Genomic DNA, 23063 nt, shown 5'->3' with positions numbered 1-23063 from the left:
TATAGAAGGAAAGTTATGAAGATTATATTGATGCGTCATGGTCAAGCAGAAGATGAAACTCGTCCTGATAGTGCGCGCCAATTGACTGATTTTGGTCAGCAACAAGCGGCACAAACAGCTGAGTATATTACCGCCAACTATACGCCAGATTATCTAGTGGTCAGTCCTTACACTAGAGCCCAGCAAACGTTGGCGCAGTTACAGTCACGCGCTATCGATGTGCCAGTAAAAATCCAGAACAATATTACTCCCGCTGATGATGCGCATACTGCTTTGGCGGCACTGGCTACTATTGACGCTGAGTGCTTAGTAGTAGTCTGCCATATGTCTATTGTGGCTTATATCGCCAGCTTGCTGACCGGCGATAGTCCAGAGAGTTTCTCTTTGGCAGAGGCACGAATCTTCGAGATGGAGTTTGTTATGACTGGCATGGCCACAGAGAGTGATCGATTCGTTCCTATGCAACCTTGAGCCGCCTTAATCAGTCATAACTAGCAATAATAAGTCTTAGCTAATGATAATAAGTGGCTTTGATTGATAAAGTGCGTTGATAGGGTTAAGATTATAAAGACGTTGTTTATGACAGATTTATAGACAAAATTCGATGCGCATAGCGTACCCTACACCGGATGTTTTGATAAATTGATTTAAGGATGCGCTTGGTGTTACACGTATGGTTAAGAGCGCAGCACAGTCCGCTTGCTGTTTGGCATGAGGCAACTAGTCAATGGCAAACGCTTGAGGGCTGGCAGCAACTGCAGGATTACGTTGGTTATAACGGTTATAAGACCAATAGCAGCAAGACCTTGTGCTTATATTTTCCTACTAGCCATATGCTACAAGTCGATACGGCGTTAAACCCCACGCAGCTTAAGCAGTTGGGCAATACTGGCAAACAGTACTTGTTTGAAGAAACTTCGTTAACGCCGATAGAACAGTTAGTATTACGGCAGACCACTCAAGCTAATCTGTCTTATCTTTATGCCTTGGCTCAGCACGACATTGAAGCTTGGCAACAAAGCGCCACTCTTGCCGACTTATCTATTGGTGCCTTATTACCAGACTTTTTATTATTGCCGACGCCAGAAGAGGGTGCCGGACAGCAAGTAGTGCTTTATCAAGACCGCTTTACCACTTTATTGCGACAAGCTGACTATCAAGGCGTAGCCGTTAGCTATTTGCCATTAATATTTGATCGATTAGCGCATTTAAGCGAAGTTTGTACTCTGTCGGCTATTGAGTCTGACAGCGAGGCAAGTAATAACGCTACTAATAACGCTACTAATGATGCTCCTAACCACTCTGTTGCAAGCTCAGTTGATCCTAACAGCGCTATGCCGATCATTGATAGTGATAGCCCAACTGAACTAGTGAACACCGACTTGCCGTTAGCGCTGTCTACTATGGGCAACGATAATTCCAATGTGTCAGCTGAGACCGCCCAGCTTATTGCTGAACAGCAGCTATTGTTAACCCCACTAGCAGCCAAGCCTAAACCTGTCGAGCACCCTCAACGTCATACCCTTAATTTTTTTACTAAATCGTCAGATGCTAAACTTTCACCGTATTTACGAGTAGCGCTTATGGTGGCTTTATCAGCGCTAGTACTACAAATCGCCACTGATGCTGTACAGTGGTATCGCTATGATGCGGCCGCTACCGCTACTCAGCAAACGATTGGCACCCAGTATCAAGCTTGGTTTCCTCAAGAGCGTCTAAATCCACGTACTAAACTTGAAACTCAGCTGCGCCCGAAATTACGCACTGATACGCAAGCGTCTTCCTCTATGGCGGCTTTGGCACGGATATCGCCCCTTATCAAGCAATCATCATTACAGGCGCAATCTCTGAGTATACAGCCGACAGCTTTGAGTTTTACCTTGCTAGCGCCCGATCGTAATAGCTTAGATCAGTTCGCCGCTACTTTGAATGAACAAGGATTAAATGCTAATTTAGAGCGGATCAGTAGCAATGAGCAGGGACAATTTAGTGGTCAAATTACTGTCAATATAGTGGATAACTCAGCCAATGAGTCTCTAGCTACTCCAGCCACAGCAGGCAATGCTACTGCCTCTTGATGGGGGCCTCAAACTAGCCGTTGTTAAAAGCGCTAGGCAAGAGCTGCCCCCTAGAGTAAAAGTTATGACTATTAAAAGGGCATTGGCTAAGATTTATGGTTTATAAATAACTATTTGAAAAAGTGTTAATAGTCTTTACTATCATTCACTAGGCTAGGTGATGAGTGTTTTACTGCGTCGCACTAAAAGGAGTATGCCAGTGGCAAGCAATTGGTCAACACGTTTAAGTCTTCAGCAGGATCTGCTATGGTCACGCTGGCAAGCGCTATCAAGCCGTGATCAGCTGGCCTTGAGTATTTTAATGGTGTTTTTGATCCTATTTGTTGGCGGTTATGGCGGCTATACGGTTCATCAAGCCGCTAAAGCCAGTAAAGAGGACTATCAACAACAAGTCACAGATTATTTTTGGTTGCGCTCGCAAGCTGCGAATATAGACAGTACGGCACTAGCAGCGCTCGACAGCCAAAATGATAGCAGTGCTCAGCCACCCGCTAGTAGAGTTAATACTTTATTAAATGGTTCGGGGATCGATAATGCACAAGTAGTAGCGGCGGGTGACAAAGTGCAATTAAGTTTCACTAATGACAGTCAAGCGCTAGTGAGTGCAGCGTTAGCTAAGCTTGAGCAACAAGGATTACAGTTCAACCAATTAACTATGCAGCAAGATCTGGCCAGCAAACAGATTCAGGTGCAAGCGACGGTCTCTTTTTAGTGCTGATCTTGAAAGTAGCAACATCAATCGCAATACAACTAAATTGTCATACAACCACAATTGGTCCTTGCAGATAATAATAAAAAGCTACTAGTTATAAAAAGCCCTCAAGGGTAAAACTAATTAGTGATTGCCGCTGACTATTAAACCTTGCTATTGAAACTTACTATGAAACTTTACTAGGGATGTTCGCTATGAACAATAATTCTGATCCTCATCTTGATCGTCGACCGGATACTAACGTTGAGCTCAATGCTGAGCACACCCCAGCCTATAATGATTCTTTTATAAGATCGCAAACCACCCATGACTTGTCGCAACAACCCGGCTCTAATCTGACTGATAGCCAACAACGCTCGTTGGTTGGTTATAATCATATTACTTATCTGCTGTATATACTGAGCTACTTTACAGCTGGTCTATTGTGGATTGTGCCTATAGTAATGAACTATATTAAGCGCCATGATGCTGATAATACTTGGCTTGCCACACATTTTGATTGGCAGATCAAGACTTTTTGGTACAGCATCTTCTGGTTTATTATTGGCAGTGTCATGGTGTTATCAGCCTTTGGGGTGCTAGGCGTTGGTATGTTGGCTGAAAGCAATAACATGGCTTTTGGGTCGTTTTTTATAGCAGGCCTAGGATTATTTATCATTGGCATCGCTTTTATTTGGCACTTGTATCGTATTATACGTGGTTGGATAGCGCTTACTGATAACCGTCCTATTCCTTAATACCCCATAGCACCTCTTATCTATAAACGAATGGCTCATCAGCCGATGCTGATTGACAATGCTGAGTATGAAACTTTAGTCTTCGTTCTGTTTAGCTGATATAATCGCTGCGATTATAGTTATGCATCAAATATTATTTGTCTTGTCTTTTTTTAATTAGGTTAACTGTTGCTATGTCCTACGTTCTATTACGCCCGCTGTTATTCAAGATGGATCCTGAAAACGCTCATGATATTACGCTATCCTTATTGGATAAGGCTCATCGAGCACGGACTTTGGGCTTGATCTATGGCCAACATATGCAGCCGACCACTTGTATGGGCTTACAGTTTTCCAATCCAGTAGGGTTGGCAGCCGGGTTAGATAAAAACGGCGACTATATCGATGCACTTGCTGAGCTCGGCTTTGGTTTTATTGAAGTAGGTACAGTGACGCCAAAACCTCAGTTAGGTAACGATAAGCCACGTATGTTTCGAATAAAACAGGCGAACGCTATTATTAACCGGATGGGTTTTAATAATCATGGCGTTGATTATCTGATTGAAAAAGTTAAACAGTGCAAATATAAAGGCAATATAGGTATTAATATTGGCAAGAATGCTAGTACTCCTGTAGAGCAAGCGGCAGATGATTACGTCTATTGTCTAGAGCGTGTCTATCCTCATGCTTCCTATATTACGGTGAATATTTCCTCGCCAAATACTGAAAATCTGCGTGATTTACAAAGCGGTGAAGCACTGACTCATCTGTTAGAGCGTATAAAAAACCGCCATAGCCAACTGGCTACAGAGTATGGCTTCTATGTACCGCTAGTATTAAAAGTAGCCCCTGACTTAGAGCCGTTACAAGTCGATTATATCTCGCAACAACTATTAGATTTTGAGATTGACGGTCTGATTGCTACTAATACCACCTTAAGCCGAGTAGGGGTTGAAGATCTACGTGATGGTGATCAAATGGGCGGTCTATCTGGGCGTCCAGTCAGTCACATTAGTACCCAGATATTAAGACAATTCTCGGATCAATTAGAAGGTAAAGTAGCACTAATCGGTGTCGGTGGGATCGATAGCGGTGAAAAAGCGGTGAAAAAAATCACTGCAGGTGCTGAGTTAGTACAGCTTTATACTGGTTTGATATACCGAGGTCCGGGTCTAGTACAGTCTTGTATTCAAGCTATTGGCGGTTATTATGATGCGTTGGAAACCGAGTTATCCTAATGCTCAGTCAAGGCAATAACACAATAAGGCGGTGGTTATGAGTGGCATAGATATTATCATTGCCGTAGTAGTGCTAATTGGTTTATGGCGCGGTTTTCAGGTAGGGTTAATAAAAACCGCAGTTGGTCTAGCTGGCTGGTTTATTGCTTTGATCGCCGCCACTCGTTTAGCAAGCTCGGTTGCCCCTCAGTTATCAGCGATAGTGCAAAACCCAGTTTTACAAACAGCCTTAGCATTTTTAATAGTAGTCATTGTCATTTTGACAGTGATGCACTCGCTAGCCTTTATATTCTCAAGTGCGCTGAAAACTTTGCGTTTAGGCATAGTCGATAAGATGGCAGGCGGTGTATTAGGCGCCGCAAAAAACGTGTTAGTTATCTTAGTTATACTAAGTATTAGCGCCCCATTATTAGTACAAACGCCGCAGTGGCAAGCTTCAGTTATAGCCCCTGAACTATTGCCTTATGCTCCTATAGGTAAGGCTTTAGCTGCTGATGTATTAGGGGCTGCTTGGGATCAAATCAACCAATCCTAAGCCCTAATCAGTAAGCGATTCAACTGTCACTACTTTGTGATCAAATTGACAATCACCTCATTACTACTATTTGTTTAATAACAGGATATATCTATGTGTGGAGTCGTTGGAGTTGCAGCTCATGAGCCAGTCAACCAAATTCTTTATGATGCGTTAACTATGCTACAGCATCGCGGTCAAGATGCGGCAGGTATCGTAACTTTGCAAGATGGACGACTATATCTGCGTAAAGAAAATGGTATGGTTCGCGATGTGTTTATGAACCGTCATATGCTTAAGCTAGTGGGTAAGTTCGGTATTGGTCACGTGCGTTATCCGACTGCGGGGACTTCAAGTAGTGCTGAGGCCCAGCCCTTCTATGTCAACTCTCCTTATGGTATTACTCTGGCGCACAATGGTAACCTGACTAACGCTGAGAGTCTGGCTAAGTCGCTGTATATTGAAGATCGTCGCCATCTTAATACGGATTCAGACTCTGAAGTTTTGCTAAATGTATTTGCTCATGAAATGCAAAGTTTAGGCAAAACCCATGCAACGGCTGAAGATATTTTTTCTGCAGTAAAAGAAGTTTATGGTCGTGTTGAAGGGGCTTATGCGGTAGTAGCACTGATCACCGGTCATGGTCTATTAGCATTCCGTGATCCTAATGGTATCCGACCCTTGATCTTTGGTGAGCGTATAGCCGCTAATGGGGGTACTGAGTATATGGTTGCCTCAGAGTCAGTAGCGTTATCAAGCTCAGGATTTAAGATTGTTCGTGACGTTAAACCTGGTGAGGCGATCTTTATTGACCTTAATCATCAGTTGCATACTCATCAATGCGTAGAGCCAAAAGAGTACACGCCATGTATCTTTGAGTATGTGTACTTTGCACGTCCTGACTCTATTATGGATAATATTTCGGTCTATAAATCACGCTTACGTATGGGTGAGAAGTTAGGACAAAAAATCCTTAAAGAGTGGGGTGAGGATCACGATATCGATGTGGTCATTCCTATTCCTGATACTTCACGTACTTCAGCGATGGAACTGGCGCTGATGATGAATATTAAGTATCGTGAAGGCTTTATGAAAAACCGCTATATTGGCCGCACTTTTATTATGCCCGGTCAGCAGCAACGCAAAAAGTCAGTACGACAAAAGCTCAGTGCAGTACCGTTAGAGTTCAAAGGTAAAAACGTGTTATTAGTGGATGATTCTATCGTGCGTGGAACCACTTGTCATGAAATCATTCAAATGGCACGCGATGCTGGTGCACGCAAAGTATTCTTTGCTAGTGCAGCGCCTCCAGTGATATATCCTAATGTCTATGGCATAGATATGCCAGTGCGTAGTGAGCTTATTGCTGCGGGTCATACTGTGGAGGAAGTACGCGAGATCATCGGTGCTGATCGCTTGATTTTCCAAGATTTAGACGACTTAATCGATGCGGTAAAAGACACTAAGCATAGTAAAGTTGAAGGCTTCGATTGTGCGGTATTTAACGGCTGCTATATCACTGGTCAGATTAATGAAGCTTATCTTGACCATTTACAAGAACAGCGTAGCGAAAGCGCTAAAACTAGTAAAAAAGGTATGCAAATAGTTGCCGATACCTCAGTAGACATGATGGGAGTAGCTGAGCTGTAAAACTTAAGCTTTAAAATTTAATGGTTAAGTTTTAATGATTAAGTCTCAATGATTAGCTTTTATTAGCAGTTATAACAAAAAGGCTGGATTCGATATGAATCCAGCCTTTTTATTTGTGCTGCTGTTAGCTTAAAAAACGATCAAATAACCACAGCAAACCATTTAGAGCAGCGATACCAACTACCATACTAACTAGCAATTGACGGCTGATATGATAGATTAATAGCACTAAAGCCAGTGCTCCTATTTGCGCTAAGACTAAATGCAGTTGCGCACTATTTATGGCTGTAGCTAGGCTTAAATCTTGGTAGCTAATACTAGTTAGAACTAATAATACTAAGACGGATAACGGTAGACTCTCATTGAGTCGATGCAGCCAAGGCTGATCCATCAATTTTTGCGGGATTAACGCTGGAACAGCCCTAGTAATAAAAGTGACCGCTGCCATCGCTAGGGTTGCCGCTATTAAATAACTACTAATCATTAGCCTCTCCAAGAGTTTTATTGAGCCAATAACCACGTGCCAATATTAGCAGCATACAAATCATGATAGCGACTAGTAATAGCCAGTTACTAGTGAATAGCGAGGCAACCACTAAGCCGATGACCGCGATACCGATAGGGAAGTAGCGTTTGATAGTTTGAAACTGCTCATAAGCCAAAATGACAAACAAACAAACTAAGGCAAAATCTAAATGCGGTACTAGATCATCAAGAGCACTGCCTATCAGCACCCCAACGATGCTTGCTAGCACCCACCAGCTTTGATTAAATAAGCTTATTGGTAATATCAGCGCATGCCGAGACTCAGCAGGTAAGCTTGTCATTACCGAAAAAGTCTCATCGGTTAAGGCAAACAAACAGTAGGCTTTAGCCAGTCTATTGGTGGGCAAATACTTTAACAGGGGCACCCCATAAAATATATGGCGCAGATTGATGGCGGCGATATTAGTGGCGATACTACCTATAGGTAAGCCTGCGCTTAGCATCGGCAAGCAAGCATACTGTGCAGCGCCAGCATACAGAATAATACTGAGCATAATAGTGGCCCAGATAGGCACGCCTGCGACTTGAGCTAGTACCCCAAATGCGATACCGGCTGGTAAGTAACCCATAGCTACAGGAACGCTTTTTTTAAAACCTGCAGCCCATTGATAACTGGGCTGCCCTTGAGAATAAGTATCCACAGAATGTCCTAAGTGCTAATAATTTCATAAACAGTATGCTTCACTAAAAAACCAATCATGATTATCAATTGCTTGTTAGTCTGGTAGCCCGCTAGCTGTGGCTTGTTATTTTTACGACTTATTTTACCGCTTAGTTTTAGTGCTTAGTTTTAGTGCTTAGTTTTTAATAGCCATAGCTTAAATTGCTACTTAAATTACAACTTAAAGGGTTACCTAGTTTATCTATAAGTCAGGCTGCAAAATCTCATAATTACCTGATCGTTGGGCGCGATATAGATACACTCCAAGTACTAGCATACGTAGTATTAGTATGCACCAGACGCTTAGCCAAATACCAGCCATAGCGTACTGCTGATACAGCAGCCAGCTAATAGGGAAGAAGATAGCGGCCCATATTAACGCTGCATTGCGGATCACACTGCCAGCCGTTAAACCAAAGAATATTCCATCAAGCCAGTAAGCCCCTACGCCTATTATCGGTAATAATATGGCATAATTTTTATAAGTATTTGCTAAAGTTAGGACTGGCTCAATATTAGTCATTAACTCCAAATACATCGGTGTAAAAAGCCACCAAATTAGACTGAGAACTATTGCCAATCCATAGCTGACTATACCAGTACGTTTGACGATAATACTAAAGCGTTGCCAATCACGTCGTCCTGCCGCTTGACCAGTTAGAGTCTCACCAGATACCGCTACACCATCTAAGGCAAAAGCTGAAATACTGAGTATCTGCAATAAGATGGCATTGGCTGCTAGTACTAAATCGCCACTTTGTGCCGACAAGCGAGTGACCCAAGCAAAGCTCAAGGTCAGTATTAAGGTGCGAATAAAGATATCTTTATTTAACGAAAATAGCCTAAGCATCTTAGACTTAGTAAAGTGCTCTGGATCAATGGTAAATAGCTGTTGCCAGCTTATTTTTAGGTTTTTTCTGCTAAGCCATAGCGCTAATAGTATCCCTGACCAAAAGGCTATAGCAGTTCCTAAAGCCACACCTGCTATACCCATCTGCATTACGTAAACAAAGAACAAGGTCAAAATAATGTTAGCGACAGCAATAAACCCTTGCTGATAGAGCATGTAGCGAGTTTTACCTTGCCCTGCAAACCAGCCAATAAAAGCAAAGTTCATCAGCTCAGCTATTACTCCCCAAAAACGCACATCTAGATAAGTTTTTGCAGCTAGAGCACTGTCTGGGTTAGCCGATAAGGCCCGTAAACCTAAGTCAATTAGCCAAGGCTTGGCAAGCAATAATACGCCGCCAATAATAAAAGCTAATAGCAACGCTCGTTGTAGTATAGCCAATAGAGGAGAAGGGGTAATTGCAGTGCTGTTGCCAGCACTAGAAGCTAGATGATGGTTATCAGCCATTTGCCCCAACGCTTGAGCAGATAGGCCAGAGGAGGCATATTGCAAGAAGTTAAAACTTACTAATAACAACGACAGTAATTGAATAGCCAGACCCATACCAGCAAGCTTTGCCGCATCATCCATATTACCGACAATAGCAGTATCAATAACGCTTTGTAGCGGCATAGCCAAGTTAGCAAGCATAACTGGCACGGCAATACTGATAATATGCCGATAGCGAGTATCTATAGGGGCTAATGTGGGTGATACTGGAATAGAGGACATAGAAGAATCACTTAGATAAAAACATAAAATAGACGGCCTATCATCTTATTTTGAGCCTCAATGATAGTGCGACTTGATAAGTAATTGCTGTTGCACAAGTGCTGCTAATAATGACTATTTAAACTGTTATTGAATGCATAATAAAAACGATCACTCTAACAGCTGTTAGTTAAAATACTGTTAAAATAAACTCTATTAAAAAGACAAAAGCACCTATAAGTTAGGTGCTTTTATCAATATCGGTTATGAAGAGCTAATGATTGATGACTAGTGATTGATGACTAGTGATTGGCAAGTAGTAATCAATAATCAATAACGCTTAGCTCTAGACACTCAAGAAACAATATCTAGTCTTGTTCGAACATTTTTGGATCATTGAAGTTTACGATCTCTTCTTCGAACTCAGGCTTTACTTTTACTATGAAGTCATCACGTGATAGACCCATCGCCAATGGAATAGAGCTGGAGATATAAGTAGAAGAGTAAGTACCCGCTATTAACCCTATAAATAGAGCTACTGAGAACCAGTATAGACCATCACCACCTAAGAACAACATAGCTAATACTACTAGCAGTACAGTTGAGATAGTCATAATGGTACGGCGTAGAGTCTCAGTCAATGATAGATCGACCGTCTGACGTGGAGTCATACCTCGGACGCGGCGGAAGTTCTCACGAATACGGTCATAGACGACAATAGTATCATTCAATGAATAACCAATCAGTGCCAAAATAGCCGCTAACACTGTTAAGTCAAACGGAAAACCGAACAGCGCAAACACACCAATCGTGACCACAGCATCATGAAATAGCGATATCACAGCCCCAAGTGCCAGTTTGAACTGAAAGCGCAAAGCCACGTAACCCAGCATACTAAGTAACGCTAACGCTAAAGCCATAATGGAATTTAGGTAAATCTCATTACCTACTTGACTACCAATAATATTAACATTATTGATTTCAACATTGTTATTTGGCAATGCTAAGGCTTTTTCGAGATTGGTATTGAGTCCACTAACATCGTCCGACTGAGGCGGTAAGCGAATCAACAGCTCATCACGTGTCCCTAAGTACTGCACTACCGCATCGTCAAAGCCGTTGTCAGCCAATGCGTTTACTACGGTGGCTTGTTCAACAGGCTGCTGATATTTTATGTCAGCTGATACGCCGCCAGTGAAGTCAAGACCGAAGTTTAGGCCGTTGACTGCAATAGCAATAATACTAGCAATAACCAATATTATCGATAGAATCGCCATCGGCTTTTCTATACTCATAAAGGGAATGATACGCTGATCACCAAGGGATTTGATACCGCCCTCAGCATTAGCCGCTTCAAGCTCAGCGGTGCTATCTCTAGCTTCAATAGGATCGTAATTAGTATCAGTACTAGCTACTGATGACGATGCTGTCAGCGCTTGTCTAGATTTTTCACCACGAGTTTTGCTAGTAGCAGACTTGGCATTGGTTTGATCTACTGTTTTACTAGTCGATTTATTGGTTTGGGTGTTGCTACCCTTACCATCACGACGCGGATTATTACGACGGCGACGTGTTTTTTCACTAGGATTGCCATTATTGCCGTCTGGACCACCACCTGAACTGTTTGAAGTCGGTGTGTTTTCTTTACTGGTGGGATTATTACTTTCAATCGCCATGTGTTTCTCCTAACCGATGCTCAAACGTTTGAGTGATTTACGCTTACCATAAGCAAGTTGTACTAATGCGCGCGTGACCAAAATAGCAGTGAATAGCGAGCTGATGATACCTATAGCTAATGTAATCGCAAAACCTTTGATCGGACCGGTACCGATGGCAAATAGAATAAAAGCAACTATTAAGGTAGTGACGTTGGCATCAAAAATACTACTAAAAGCACGATCGAAGCCGGCACTAATAGCACTCTTTGGCCGGACGCCGTTGGCTAGCTCTTCTCGTATGCGCTCAAAGATCAGCACGTTGGCATCAACCGCCATACCTATAGTCAATACAATACCGGCAATACCAGGCAAGGTTAGTGACGAGCCTAAAATAGACATAATTGAAATAATAATTATCACGTTCACTGCCAAAGCAAGATTGGCGATGACCCCAAACAAGCGATAGAAGATAATCATAAAGGCGAATACAAGCAAGTAACCTACTTGCGTTGAGAATAAGCCTTTATCAATATTTTCTTGCCCTAACGAGGGACCAATAGTACGCTCTTCAACGAAATACATAGGCGCTGCAAGTGCACCTGAGCGTAACAGTAGTGCCAGCTCTGCAGCTTCAGCACTGCTATCGAGACCAGTAATACGGAATGAAGACCCTAGTACCGCTTGAATATTGGCACGATTGATTACTTTAGTTTCAGAGTAAGGGGTACGTATTTCAGTCAACTCACCCGTTGTAGGGTTTTCTTCATAAGTAATTCTTTGCTTATTTTCAATAAACAATACCGCCATTTGATCGCCAACAGCCGTACGAGTGGCATTCTGCATCAGCTTACCACCAGCACTATCCAAGGTGATACTGACTTCAGGCTGACCGCTTTCTGGATCGATATTGGTCTGTGCATCCGTGACCTTTTCACCAGTAACAATAGCTTTACGCTCTAATAGTACTGGAGGACCATCGAGGGTCTCAAAAGGAAACGCTTCAGTGCCTGCAGGAGCAATACCACCAGTGAAGTTTTCACTGCCTTTAGCAACCATTCTGAATTCAAGATTAGCGGTACGACCTAGTACACGCTTAGCTTCTGCAGGATCTTGAATACCAGGCAGCTCAACAACGATACGGCTAGAGCCTTGTGACTGTACTAAAGCTTCCGAAACGCCAAGCTCGCTAATTCGGTTACGTAGAGTATTCAGGTTTTGATTGACCGCATAGCTATTGATCTCATCTAGCTTAGCATCGTTATAGGCCATTATTAGGGATGGACCTTGCTCATCGATAGACGATTGCAAGTTAAAGTCATTACCCATCGCTGCTTGTAGAATATTCTGAGCACGATTACGAGTATCAGTATCAGCAAAATGCAAAGCGATACTTCGCTTTTCAGTTTTGATACCTTTTATAGCCACACGTTCAGCACGCAAGCTACTACGTGCATCACGACTAGCACTACTCAGACGCTGTTTAATCGCTTCATCCATGTCTACTTCTAAGACAAAACGTACTCCGCCACGCAAATCCAAGCCCAGTTTCATCGGTTTAGCACCGATATCACGCAGCCATTGCGGTGTTGTTTGCGCTGAGTTTAAGGCGACCACATAGTCATCACCTAAGTTCTGAATTAAAACCTCTTTGGCTTTTAGCTGAGTAACAGAGTTATCGAGACGTAATAGCGCACTATTACCCTCAAAGCTACCGCCTTTGTAGCTTATTTTAGCTTCATCGAGCAGACTTTGAGACTGAGTCAACACACTTTCAGACAGCTGTGTCCCAGCCGCAGCACTAGTAATTTGTACTGCTGGCTCATCAGGATAAAGATTAGGCGCTGCATAAAGACCAGCGACTATAAGCACGAGAATAATGACGAAGTATTTCCAAGCAGGATATTGCATAATCACTTCTTTATGTTAATAAAATATTGGCGATGCGGGCCACAAGTAAGCACAAAATGACCGTAAGTAATGAACGGTCATTTTATAGGATTATATAAGAGCAGGCTAATACAGTAATAAAGTTTCTAGATAGTCAGCGTTGTTGACACAAGTTAAACGCTTTCAATAGTGCCTTTAGGCAATACTGAGATGACCGAAGCACGTTGTACTTTAATATCAGTATTGTTATTCAAACTAACGATAGCATAATCGCCTTCTAAAGTTTTGATACGACCCATTAGTCCACCAGCGAAAATAATCTCGCTACCGACAGTAAGGGCAGTAACCATAGCGCGATGCTCTTTAGTACGTTTAGATTGGGGACGAATCACCAAAAAGTAAAAGATAGCAAAAAAGGCTACAGGAAGTAAGATTTGACCGAATATCGAAGCGCCGCCAGCAGTTTCAGCAGCGTGGGCTGACTGGATAAAAAAGCTCATAAATTCTCTCAGTGAGTTGCAGATAACAATAAAATTAGACGCATAGTAACAAAAATTCTTCCACTTGGTAACTGTTAATCATAAGCTGAGGGTATATTTATACGCTAAGACAGACAGTTTTGAAAGATATTGACAGGCAATTTGACTTAGATATAAGGATTAGTCGTTCTATACGCAACAGTGAAAGTGAAACTTGAAAAAATAAAATTCAGATAAAATGACAAATTATTGTGAAAGCACAACATCAATGCTACTATCAGAACGTTAAAATGGTCTATATTGAACGATAATAGTAGATTGTTTAATCCTTTTTAAGTCCTCTTAATATTCAGGTTACCTACCTTGTTGCCCATTTTTTTGTTTGTACCTCGTTTATGTCGTCAGCGCGCTCATAGTGAACCCGCGTCCGCGAAACCTCCCCCGACGACGCTTGCCTATTTAGGCAACTATTCATATCAGCATAGCGGCAAGTATAGTTATCTTAGGCTTTTTAGTAAGCCCTTAACTATAGTTGCGCTGTTGTTGTTATCGCTATTGTTGCTGTTCCCTTATCCGGCTTTTGCTGCCGAAGCCCTTGCTGAACCAAGCACTAGCAACGTCATGCTGCTCATAGGCTTTATCAGTATGGCGATAGGCTTGTCTTTTGTCTGTTCAATGGCCGAGTCTGTTTTGCTTAGCATGACTCCGTCATACATTGCAGATGTACAAGAGAGCAATCCCAAAAAAGCTAAAATGCTCAAACGCTTAAAACAAGATAGTGTTGATCAGTCTTTGGCCGCTATCCTAACTTTAAATACGATTGCCAACACTTTGGGCTCTATTGGTGCTGGTGCGCAAGCCACTATCGTATTCGGTAGTGCTTGGTTTGGCTTGTTTTCAGCTTTAATGACTCTGGCTATTTTGACCTTTTCTGAAATCATACCCAAAACTTTAGGGACGGTCTATTGGCGGCAGTTAAGCGGGTTAGTAGCTTATTTCGTCCGCGGTATTATCATCTTACTGTATCCGATTATTTGGTTGTCTGAGCGATTAACTAAACTTTTGGTTGGTGGCAAAGATACCAATGTGTTTAGTCGTCGTGAGTTCGCCGCTTTAACTAGCATAGGGGAAGAGGCTGGCCAAATCGATCCGTTAGAGGCCCGCATTATTCGTAACTTGCTAGCCTTTGGGGCGATAAAAGTCGAAGATATTATGACTCCACGTTCGGTTATGCTAGCGTTTGAGCAAAGCAAAACAGTCGCTGAAGTGATGGCGGATCGACCAAAATTAACTTTTTCTCGCTTACCTATATATGAAGGTGACTTGGACAACATAACGGGTTTTGTGTTAAAAACAGACATGTTACTGGCAAAAGTAAATCATGCCGTACACAAGCCTTTAACTCAGTTTCAACGTGAAATTAGCTTTGTATTCTCCAAGATGAAACTTTTTGATCTGCTCGAATTGATGTTAAAGAACCGTATTCACATTGCCATTACCGTAGGCGAGTATGGTGAAGTCAAAGGCTTGGTTACTTTAGAGGATGTGTTTGAGACTCTATTGGGCTTAGAGATTGTCGATGAGATTGATCGGGTTGAGGATATGCAGGCGCTAGCACGACAGATGATGGACAGACGAGTAGAGCGCTTAGGTATGAAGCTTAGTGATGATGAAGATTATAATAATTAAGCCTATTACTATTTATCTTACAAGCAATTAAATATACAGCTGCTAATAGACTAATGCTGAGGTTATAGCGGCTAGTCTATAGGCATTTATTTCAAAATGTTACAGTAGTTATAGCTATGACCTATCAATAGTCATCTAGGGCGTTACATGAGTGTTAGAAATTAGTGATAGGCTAAAACAATAATGACTTAAGGCCTACTCAACTGACTGCAAGTCTCTAGTATTTAGCAATAGAAGCTTATAAAAATCCGTTCCATTGCTCGCTATTAGTTAGTAATAACAGTCAGTTAATAATAAAATTTTATAAGCTCACAACGATACCAATTGATTTTAACGACCTATCAATAGTTAATATTACTATTATCGCTAAGGATTACGATGCAAAATATATGGGTAAAACGATTGCTGACGGTGATAGTCAGAGGTACGAGCATTGCTGCAGTAGCAGCGGTAGCTAGTGCGTTCTCTGTTAGTGTGCAAGCGGCAACTATGAATGAAAGCTTAGTACAGAATTATTCTGCGGCTATGAAAGCGGCAGCTAATAGTAAAAACCTCAGTCAAGTATCACGTCTAGTCTCTGATGATGCGCTCATTTCTTTATCTAGAAAGGGCAAGTCTACTAGCTTGGATAAAGAGGCTTATTTAAGACTGTTACAGACTGGATGGAATCAAACTTCAAATTACCGCTACGAGATCAGTATCAATAATATAGTGATTACTGGAGAACAAGCCAAAGCTAACGTGACGACTACTGAGAGCTGGGTTAAAGATGGCCAGAGTGTATCTTTCGTTACTAATTCACGAGTGACCTTAACGGTTGCTACCGGTAATGCGGTACTGCTACGAGCTGTATCACAAGTCACTATTGATTAGAACGATAGCTATTAAAATAAAAAGGGTTCAAATATAAAGTGGCTTAGTTATGCTAGTGCTGATTAGCTGAGCAATACTAAAGTGGCCTTATATTGATTTGTAATAATAGATTTATACTAACAGGTGTTGAAGCGTAATAAGTAGACGCTGCTGTGGTCGACTGCTCAATACCATTATTATAAATCTTCTACGCTCCTAATGAGCGTTATCATTTTTTAAATATCTTTAAGATAGCTATGGTTTTTGCTTCGCTTTGCATACTATACTGTCAATACTATAAATACTGTCAATTATTAATATCGGTACTCATACTAGCTGCTAGGAAACGCCAATTATCATGTCTAATGTGTTCGTAAAATCTCGCTCATTTATCGCTCTGCCTTTGACGCTCGCGGTATCAACGCTACTTATCAGCGCTTGTAGTAATACTTCAGCAGTCAAAAATACTGGTGCTACTAATTCATCGCCAGTCATTACTAAGCGTCCTGCTAATCAAACAGCAGCTACTACTCAGCCAAATATCAATGCTGGTGGTGACTATTCAACTGCTTATTTAGATGCGGAAAGCTTAGATGAGTTAGCGGATTTGCTTGAAGCCAGTGATATGACAATGGTTGAAGGTAACAAGCTTGCCATTCAGCAGTACGGTGATTTGTGGGGTCGCTTGCGAGCTGGTTATCGCATGAATAGCGGCAATCCAGTCTATAATCAACGTATTGAAGGTCAAAAGGGTTGGTTTACTAGCCGACAAGACTATCTAAATCGTCTAACGGCACGGGCAAGTCGCTATCTTTATCATACGGTACGTGAAGCTGAGCGCCGTAATATTCCAACTGAACTGGCTCTGTTGCCAGTCATCGAAAGCTCCTATGATCCAGGTGGTACTAGTAGCGCTGCAGCCGCAGGGTTATGGCAGTTCATTCCTAGTACGGGTCGTATCTATGGTCTAAACCAGAGCAGCACCTATGATGGTCGCCGTGATGTTATCGAATCTACACGTGCCGCTTATGACTTTTTGACGGCGCTACATAATCAGTTTGGCAGTTGGGAGCTAGCCTTAGCCGCTTATAATGCGGGTCCAGGACGTATACAAAAAGCCATTGATGCCAATAGAGCGCAAGGCTTACCTACCGATTATTGGTCGCTTAGATTACCGACTGAGACCATGAACTATGTGCCACGCTTCTTGGCGGTTGCTGAGATTGTCGCCAATCCAGAAAAGTTTGGGGTTTATCTCCCAGCTATCGCTAACCGTCAGCATTTCCGTAGTGTGCCTGCTAACTATGGTGTCAGTCTGGCTGAAGTTGCCCAAGTGACAGGCGTGAGTTACGATGAGCTTGAAAGACTCAATACGGCGTTAACGTCTTCGCGCATTGATTCATCAGGTCCACAGCGGATCATTATTCCTAATGATGTCGATGTCAATATTGATGCCAAGCTTAGTAGCTTAAGAGGCAATGGCAGTAGTAATGTGATCGCTGCTACGACTACTTTTAATAATAGTAGCCCAACCACTAGCTCAACGCCTAGCACTCCTAATTATAACAGTAAGCCCTATCCTAGCTCTTCATTGCCTGCGACTGGTGGCGGCTTAGCGGCATATGCGTCTAGCGCCAGTGTGCCGCAGCAAACCACTAGCTATATCACACCGACACCAAATCCGACTAGTAGCTCTGTTTATGGTAATAATACCTCGTTTAATACTGAGCCTCCTATTACCAGTAGAGAGACTAACAAAATCAATGCTGAGCTTAAGAGCAGTAATAGTTTGCCCACCACTTCAGCACAGATTACTCGCAACAACACTATTACTCAAGAGCCGCCACTGAGTAAAGAAGAGCGTGACTTTATCGCCCAGCAGATTCAAATGCAGACTCCTGAGCAGCGTGATATTGTTAGCTCCATTGATGGTAATATTAAGTTATCAGCGATACAGACGCAGCAGTCTATATTAGAAGCTAGTGGTAAAGAGAAGAAACTAAGCTTCCCAACCAAAGCGGCAAGCAAACCAAAACCACAAGGTCAACGTACTACTTATACAGTAAAACGTGGTGATACCTTATCTAACATTGCTAGCCGAGCAGGGGTTAGCTGGCGTGATATTACCGAGTGGAACCAGATAGATGCTAATACAAATTTATTATCCGGTAGTACTTTATATCTATACAACGCTAAAACTATCGCCCCTATTAGTGATACGAGTAGCAGTGCTGCCAGCCAGCCTGACAGCTACGTAGTACAAAGTGGTGACACCCTGATCGGTACTGCCAATCGCTTTGGTTTGTCGGTTACTCAGCTAGCTACTTATAATAATCTAAGCAGCCGTGCTGACTTACTAAGAGGTCAGAAACTTTGGTTAATTCCTGGCAAAGTGACGCCTCCAATCAGTACTCCTGCGGCGCCATCGACTAAGCCTAGCAAGGCTAATGTAGCGACCAAAAATTATAAAGTAAAACCAGGTGACGGCCTTATTGCTCTGGCTCGCCAGTTCAATATCTCTACCGAAGCTTTAGCTAGCTTGAATAATATTGGCACTACAGACTCATTGTATGTCGGTCAAACCTTAAAAATTCCTGCAAACGCTAATACTAATGTCAGTAGTGCCAGTAGCAGTAGCAGCTCGGCAAATACTAGCAGCAGCTCAAGTTCAGCAGCTACTAGCAAATATACTGTCAAATCTGGCGATACTTTGATTGGCATCGCTAATAGTATTGGCGTTAGTGCTGAGCAAGTCGCAGCAGTTAACAGCAGCTTTGATGCCAACGCTCGCTTGCAACGTGGACAGACTATCAAAGTGCCGGCTTCTAAAGCGCAAGTTGATAATAAGTTAAACGATAAGCCAATCAGCTATAAAATCCAATCAGGTGATACGTTAACTGGGGTTGCCAAACGCTATAACATCGGCGTTAGTGACTTAGCATCAGCCAATGGCTTGACGACGACTTCAAACTTGATACTAGGTCGCAGTATTACTATTCCTGCTGGTGGCAGTAGTAGTAGCTCGGCCAGTACTAGCAGCAGCTCTAATAGTAGCGCCAGTAGTAGCGCTGCCAGTAGTAATAGTAGCTCAAGTAATAGTGGCAAAAAGTTAGGCAATACTGAAAACTACAAAGTACAACCTGGTGACGGCTTAATTGCTTTAGCGGGTCGCTTTAAAGTATCAGTTGAAGATCTAGCGGCTACTAATGGCCTAGCGGTTAATGCGCAACTGCAACGTGGGCAAACTATCAAAGTACCTAAACTGACAGTTAGCTATACCGTCGGTTCTGGTGACAACTTAATTAGCTTAGCTCGTAAATATGGGGTATCGACCCAAGAGCTTGCTGATATGAACAAAATACCAGCGAATACGATGATACAACGTGGTCAACGCTTGACTGTACCCAATCGTTAAAAGTTAATTTAAGCGCTGAACTAAAAACCTAGTGACAAAAAAGCTGCTCTTATCTATAAGGGCAGCTTTTTTATGGGCAGTTTTTAATTATTGCAGGTTTTATTTATTAACAGTTTTACTTGTTAACGGTTCTTAAGTAGCCGTAGTTTTGATAGTTTCTAAATAGCTTCTGATATTACTGACATAGTGCATAGCTTGTTCATAACGACTATTTGCCGCTTTGTTCTCAGATAAATAGGCATAGACATTGGCCCAGCTCTTATCATCGATATCTTGTGCACGCAACTCGCTTTGAATACGTTTGACAGCATTGGGACCCATATTATAGCCAGCGAGGGCAAACCAAACCCGATCACTTTTGGGCACATCAGTAAAATCAGACTTCATTTCTTCTAAGTAACGAGCACCGCCACCGATACTTTGATAAGGATCAATACGATCAGCAACGCCCATAGCTTTTGCGGTGCTATTAGTTAGCATCATAATACCGCGCACCCCAGTTGGTGAAACAGCATTAGCGTCTAAATGCGACTCTTGATAACCCATAGCGACTAGTAACTCCCAGTCGTGATTGTACTGCTGAGCTTGCTGTTTAAATGATGACTGGTAGTCAGGGAGCTTTTCGGTCAAAGTCTGTTGAAAATGTTGCTGGCTATAAGCATCTTTTAATAAATCTTGATTATAAAATGAGGCTAGCTTTTGAGTATTATCAAGCTTGATACTGTCACATAAAAAGTTACTGGCTTTTTGCGACAATGGATCATCAGAATTTTTGAATGACCAATTAACTTTAGGGTTTAGGCCATTTTTAGTTAAGCTAGTATCATAACCACAGCTGACATTGATTGAGGGTAGGGCCAACTCATTTCTAAGCTCAGTGCTAGCTGTAGTCAAAGCCATGTCAGCAGTACCTGATTTTAACGCTTTTAAAGCATCTTGTTCATTAGCATAAGCTTTTAGCGTAATAGTGACCCCCAGCTCATCGGCATAGCTACGTACTAAGTCGTAGCCAAAACCATGTTGGAAACCATCAGTAGCGAAATAAGTGCTATCGCCAGGCACAGCAGCAATAGTCAAAGTCTTATCTATCATGACATGGTCATAAGTAGAGACTTGATTATTCATCGTTGTCAGACTTTCAGCAGGCAAGGACAGCAAGGCAATACTAGTGACTTGCATGATCTTTTTGGTTTTAGAAAAACGGCTTGGCGGAATGAAAGGAACGAGAGGAACGAAGTTACTTTTAGTGTTAAGTTCACGCTTGGCTGGACGCAGTAAATAACCAATACGGCGTTTAGCACTTTGCGCAGATACTTTGACACGATAAGTAATACGCTGCATAGAGGTCTCCTAATTTTAGCCATCCTGCTCACCCTAAACAGATATTCAACTTATTGAGCTTATTATAAATGCCCAGTTGAACGACGCTGTTAAACAGTAGACCACTCCTCAATCGACTTTAAGGCCATCGAATCAATGAATGTAGTACTATTTGGTAATATAAAAGCCACTACTAGTTAATAATAACTATCAGACAGCTGTATATTACTTAGGTAAGGTCATGAATAAATTATTGAAACAAAGATCTAGGCAATAATATCGATTTACTGTCATTAATGACTAAAATCGAATTTGTTGTCCGGCTACTGACCAGTAATGGCGGTTAACTTTTAACAAGATATTTATCATAAGATGCTTAAAAGTCAAAAACATTAAGGTTCGAGCAGTGTGATCTTGTCCAGAATTGCTTTAAGTTGGCTACTAAAACCTCTATAGTGCCTGCTAATAATGTAGTTAACGCTCAACTAGGTACAGGCAAGTATAAAAGATTATAAAAACTAACAGGGCAATTGCAACATCAGGTGTATAGAAATGGTCGCTGTTAAAATTGACTTTATTTCTATAGTTATAGGGCCATGCCACTGTTGAAATTACTGTTAAAAAATAACAGTTAACCACCCAGCCCTAGAGCCCCTGATGCTATAACCGGAAGCTACCATTGATGAAAAGTTTCATGACAAAACAGTCTCTTACTATCTCTTTGTATGCGGTCTATATAATTATCATTCAAGTAGGGTTAACAAAACAGTGAAAAATCTTAACCATTAGGCAGGATTATCTATATCGACAAATGTCACCGTTAGCTTGAACTGCTCAGCGATTAATTCACCCAAAGCCTGAATACCGCCACGTTCGGTAGCATGATGACCACAAGCAAAATAATCTAGCCCTAATTCACGCGCGCTATGCGTGGTTCTCTCAGATATCTCTCCTGATAGATAAGCATCGCAACCCATAATAGCGGCTTGCTCAATCATATCTTGCGCGCCGCCTGTGCATAAGCCGATACGTTTGATTTTTTTATTAGTTGTACTGTCTAATAAGCTTTGATTATCAGTAAAACTATAGTCACTGGAGATATATAGTGGTACCCGTCCTAACACTTGGCTAATAGTTGCCGCTAAATCTTCTGCACTCTGTGCTGCACAAGTAGCGATGTTACCGACTGGATGAGACTCATGCGGATACAATGGGCCGCTGATGGTCAGGCCTAGCATTTCAGCAAGTTTGGCATTGTTACCTATTAGCGGATGGGCATCGAGAGGCAAATGATAGGCGATTAACGAAATACCATTCTGCATGAGCTTACGAATACGTTGGCCTTTGATACCAACGATAGCCTCAGGCTCACCTTTCCAAAAATAACCATGGTGTACCATGATAGCATCAGCTTTTGCAGCGATAGCGGCATCGATTAGCGCCTCACAAGCGGTGACCCCAGTGATAATAGTTTTGATAGGCTGACCTGCGTCAACTTGTAACCCATTAGGAGCATAGTCTTTAAAGGCGGCGCTCGATAAATACTCATCACAAAACTGCACTAAGGCTTGCGCGGTTACTGATTGAGAGGCTGATTGAGAGGCTGGCTGGTTTTCTGAGCTAGTTGCAGAGTTTTTATAGGGCATGACGGTTCCTTGGGCTTAATTTTATTACGGAGATTTTAGCACAATTATAAAACCCTCGAGTTAACAGCAAAATCTAGCAGCGAGACTGCTGCTAACGAGTAAGCTGTAAGGGTTAGTAGAAAAATAATAGACAAATACACTAACTGAAAAGGTACACGATGCGTGACTCTTTTATGCCAATGCCAGTTATAATTTGCATAGGTGGCAATGTATCACGGTATACGCTTATTGGCGTTCAACGCATAGCAACTGTTAGTATTTATTCATATAACTTTACCCCACTCTCAACTTGAAATAAGCAAATCAAACTGAAGAGGCGGATTACCAAGTTTTTTGTTGAGTACAAAGCACAGATTGTGTGACAGGATTTTACGAATCAATCGATGAGACAAATGCCATAAA

Annotated in this window: 18 protein-coding genes and 1 pseudogene; 10 read left to right on the top strand and 9 right to left on the bottom strand. The window is 42.0% G+C overall.

The window, feature by feature from the left end:
* Positions 1-15: 15 nt before the first annotated feature.
* From sixA to purF, 7 genes are all read left to right on the top strand, one after another.
* Positions 16-471 carry a phosphohistidine phosphatase SixA gene (gene sixA / locus JMY09_RS03420; RefSeq protein ID WP_201622198.1) on the top strand — a complete coding sequence of 152 codons (456 nt, stop codon included), beginning with the start codon at positions 16-18 and terminating at the stop codon, positions 469-471.
* A 191-nt stretch (positions 472-662) separates the two neighbouring features.
* Complete coding sequence (gene gspL, locus JMY09_RS03415) at positions 663-2078, top strand: type II secretion system protein GspL (protein WP_201622197.1); 1416 nt, start codon at positions 663-665, stop codon at positions 2076-2078.
* A gap of 160 nt (positions 2079-2238) precedes the next feature.
* Positions 2239-2790, top strand: coding sequence for a type II secretion system protein GspM (gene gspM, locus JMY09_RS03410; RefSeq protein WP_201622196.1), 552 nt, complete (start codon positions 2239-2241; stop codon positions 2788-2790).
* Positions 2791-2984: 194 nt separating this feature from the next.
* Entirely contained in the window at positions 2985-3527 is a 543-nt protein-coding gene (locus JMY09_RS03405; protein WP_227677143.1) for a DUF4870 family protein, read from the top strand.
* 173 nt (positions 3528-3700) lie between these two features.
* Positions 3701-4744, top strand: a complete 1044-nt coding sequence (locus JMY09_RS03400) for a quinone-dependent dihydroorotate dehydrogenase (protein ID WP_201622195.1) — start codon at positions 3701-3703, stop codon at positions 4742-4744.
* A 37-nt stretch (positions 4745-4781) separates the two neighbouring features.
* A complete protein-coding gene (locus JMY09_RS03395) occupies positions 4782-5279 on the top strand; it encodes a CvpA family protein (protein WP_201622194.1) in 498 nt (165 codons plus the stop codon).
* Between the two features lie 93 nt (positions 5280-5372).
* On the top strand, positions 5373-6908 hold the full coding sequence (purF, locus tag JMY09_RS03390; protein WP_201622193.1) for an amidophosphoribosyltransferase: 1536 nt from the start codon (positions 5373-5375) through the stop codon (positions 6906-6908).
* Positions 6909-7032: 124 nt separating this feature from the next.
* On the opposite strand, the gene JMY09_RS03385 is transcribed toward purF, so the two are convergent.
* From JMY09_RS03385 to yajC, 6 genes are all read right to left on the bottom strand, one after another.
* Positions 7033-7392: an AzlD domain-containing protein gene (locus JMY09_RS03385; protein ID WP_201622192.1), complete on the bottom strand. Its 360-nt coding sequence runs from the start codon at positions 7390-7392 to the stop codon at positions 7033-7035.
* Positions 7385-8023 carry an AzlC family ABC transporter permease gene (locus tag JMY09_RS03380; protein ID WP_201622362.1) on the bottom strand — a complete coding sequence of 213 codons (639 nt, stop codon included), beginning with the start codon at positions 8021-8023 and terminating at the stop codon, positions 7385-7387. Before JMY09_RS03380 ends, JMY09_RS03385 begins: the two co-directional genes overlap by 8 nt.
* 294 nt (positions 8024-8317) lie before the next feature.
* Positions 8318-9736: an MATE family efflux transporter gene (locus JMY09_RS03375; RefSeq protein WP_201622191.1), complete on the bottom strand. Its 1419-nt coding sequence runs from the start codon at positions 9734-9736 to the stop codon at positions 8318-8320.
* A gap of 347 nt (positions 9737-10083) precedes the next feature.
* A complete protein-coding gene (secF, locus tag JMY09_RS03370) occupies positions 10084-11391 on the bottom strand; it encodes a protein translocase subunit SecF (protein ID WP_201622190.1) in 1308 nt (435 codons plus the stop codon).
* Between the two features lie 9 nt (positions 11392-11400).
* Positions 11401-13281: a protein translocase subunit SecD gene (secD, locus tag JMY09_RS03365; RefSeq protein ID WP_201622189.1), complete on the bottom strand. Its 1881-nt coding sequence runs from the start codon at positions 13279-13281 to the stop codon at positions 11401-11403.
* Positions 13282-13433: 152 nt separating this feature from the next.
* Positions 13434-13760 carry a preprotein translocase subunit YajC gene (gene yajC / locus JMY09_RS03360; RefSeq protein ID WP_201622188.1) on the bottom strand — a complete coding sequence of 109 codons (327 nt, stop codon included), beginning with the start codon at positions 13758-13760 and terminating at the stop codon, positions 13434-13436.
* Positions 13761-14384: 624 nt separating this feature from the next.
* Here yajC and JMY09_RS03355 point away from each other — a divergent pair.
* The 3 genes from JMY09_RS03355 (at position 14385) to JMY09_RS14760 (ending at position 19695) form a co-directional block, all read left to right on the top strand.
* Positions 14385-15428, top strand: coding sequence for a CNNM domain-containing protein (locus JMY09_RS03355; protein ID WP_218689034.1), 1044 nt, complete (start codon positions 14385-14387; stop codon positions 15426-15428).
* A gap of 378 nt (positions 15429-15806) precedes the next feature.
* Positions 15807-16301: a hypothetical protein gene (locus JMY09_RS03350; protein ID WP_201622187.1), complete on the top strand. Its 495-nt coding sequence runs from the start codon at positions 15807-15809 to the stop codon at positions 16299-16301.
* A 337-nt stretch (positions 16302-16638) separates the two neighbouring features.
* Positions 16639-19695, top strand: coding sequence for a LysM peptidoglycan-binding domain-containing protein (locus JMY09_RS14760; RefSeq protein ID WP_201622186.1), 3057 nt, complete (start codon positions 16639-16641; stop codon positions 19693-19695).
* A gap of 132 nt (positions 19696-19827) precedes the next feature.
* Here the strand turns inward: JMY09_RS14760 and JMY09_RS03340 are convergent, their stop codons facing one another.
* From JMY09_RS03340 to JMY09_RS03330, 3 genes and pseudogenes are all read right to left on the bottom strand, one after another.
* Positions 19828-21036, bottom strand: coding sequence for a transglycosylase SLT domain-containing protein (locus JMY09_RS03340; RefSeq protein WP_201622185.1), 1209 nt, complete (start codon positions 21034-21036; stop codon positions 19828-19830).
* Between the two features lie 764 nt (positions 21037-21800).
* Entirely contained in the window at positions 21801-22661 is an 861-nt protein-coding gene (locus tag JMY09_RS03335; RefSeq protein ID WP_201622184.1) for a Nif3-like dinuclear metal center hexameric protein, read from the bottom strand.
* Between the two features lie 284 nt (positions 22662-22945).
* A pseudogene (locus JMY09_RS03330) lies at positions 22946-23063 on the bottom strand (IS982 family transposase); the annotation flags it as partial.

This window comes from Psychrobacter urativorans, assembly GCF_904846695.1.
Classification (GTDB): Bacteria; Pseudomonadota; Gammaproteobacteria; order Pseudomonadales; family Moraxellaceae; genus Psychrobacter; species Psychrobacter urativorans.
Note: the sequence above shows the minus strand (reverse complement) of the source record. Positions and strands in the feature narration are given on the sequence as shown.

Bases quoted from the DNA above. Each gene is read 5' to 3' on its own strand.
- sixA (WP_201622198.1), top strand. From the start codon at position 16: ATGAAGATTATATTGATGCGTCATGGTCAAGCAGAAGATGAAACTCGT.
- gspM (WP_201622196.1), top strand. From the start codon at position 2,239: ATGAGTGTTTTACTGCGTCGCACTAAAAGGAGTATGCCAGTGGCAAGC.
- JMY09_RS03405 (WP_227677143.1), top strand. From the start codon at position 2,985: ATGAACAATAATTCTGATCCTCATCTTGATCGTCGACCGGATACTAAC.
- JMY09_RS03400 (WP_201622195.1), top strand. From the start codon at position 3,701: ATGTCCTACGTTCTATTACGCCCGCTGTTATTCAAGATGGATCCTGAA.
- JMY09_RS03395 (WP_201622194.1), top strand. From the start codon at position 4,782: ATGAGTGGCATAGATATTATCATTGCCGTAGTAGTGCTAATTGGTTTA.
- purF (WP_201622193.1), top strand. From the start codon at position 5,373: ATGTGTGGAGTCGTTGGAGTTGCAGCTCATGAGCCAGTCAACCAAATT.
- JMY09_RS03385 (WP_201622192.1), bottom strand. From the start codon at position 7,392: ATGATTAGTAGTTATTTAATAGCGGCAACCCTAGCGATGGCAGCGGTC.
- JMY09_RS03380 (WP_201622362.1), bottom strand. From the start codon at position 8,023: ATGGGTTACTTACCAGCCGGTATCGCATTTGGGGTACTAGCTCAAGTC.
- JMY09_RS03375 (WP_201622191.1), bottom strand. From the start codon at position 9,736: ATGTCCTCTATTCCAGTATCACCCACATTAGCCCCTATAGATACTCGC.
- secF (WP_201622190.1), bottom strand. From the start codon at position 11,391: ATGGCGATTGAAAGTAATAATCCCACCAGTAAAGAAAACACACCGACT.
- secD (WP_201622189.1), bottom strand. From the start codon at position 13,281: ATGCAATATCCTGCTTGGAAATACTTCGTCATTATTCTCGTGCTTATA.
- yajC (WP_201622188.1), bottom strand. From the start codon at position 13,760: ATGAGCTTTTTTATCCAGTCAGCCCACGCTGCTGAAACTGCTGGCGGC.
- JMY09_RS03355 (WP_218689034.1), top strand. From the start codon at position 14,385: ATGGCGATAGGCTTGTCTTTTGTCTGTTCAATGGCCGAGTCTGTTTTG.
- JMY09_RS03350 (WP_201622187.1), top strand. From the start codon at position 15,807: ATGCAAAATATATGGGTAAAACGATTGCTGACGGTGATAGTCAGAGGT.
- JMY09_RS14760 (WP_201622186.1), top strand. From the start codon at position 16,639: ATGTCTAATGTGTTCGTAAAATCTCGCTCATTTATCGCTCTGCCTTTG.
- JMY09_RS03340 (WP_201622185.1), bottom strand. From the start codon at position 21,036: ATGCAGCGTATTACTTATCGTGTCAAAGTATCTGCGCAAAGTGCTAAA.
- JMY09_RS03335 (WP_201622184.1), bottom strand. From the start codon at position 22,661: ATGCCCTATAAAAACTCTGCAACTAGCTCAGAAAACCAGCCAGCCTCT.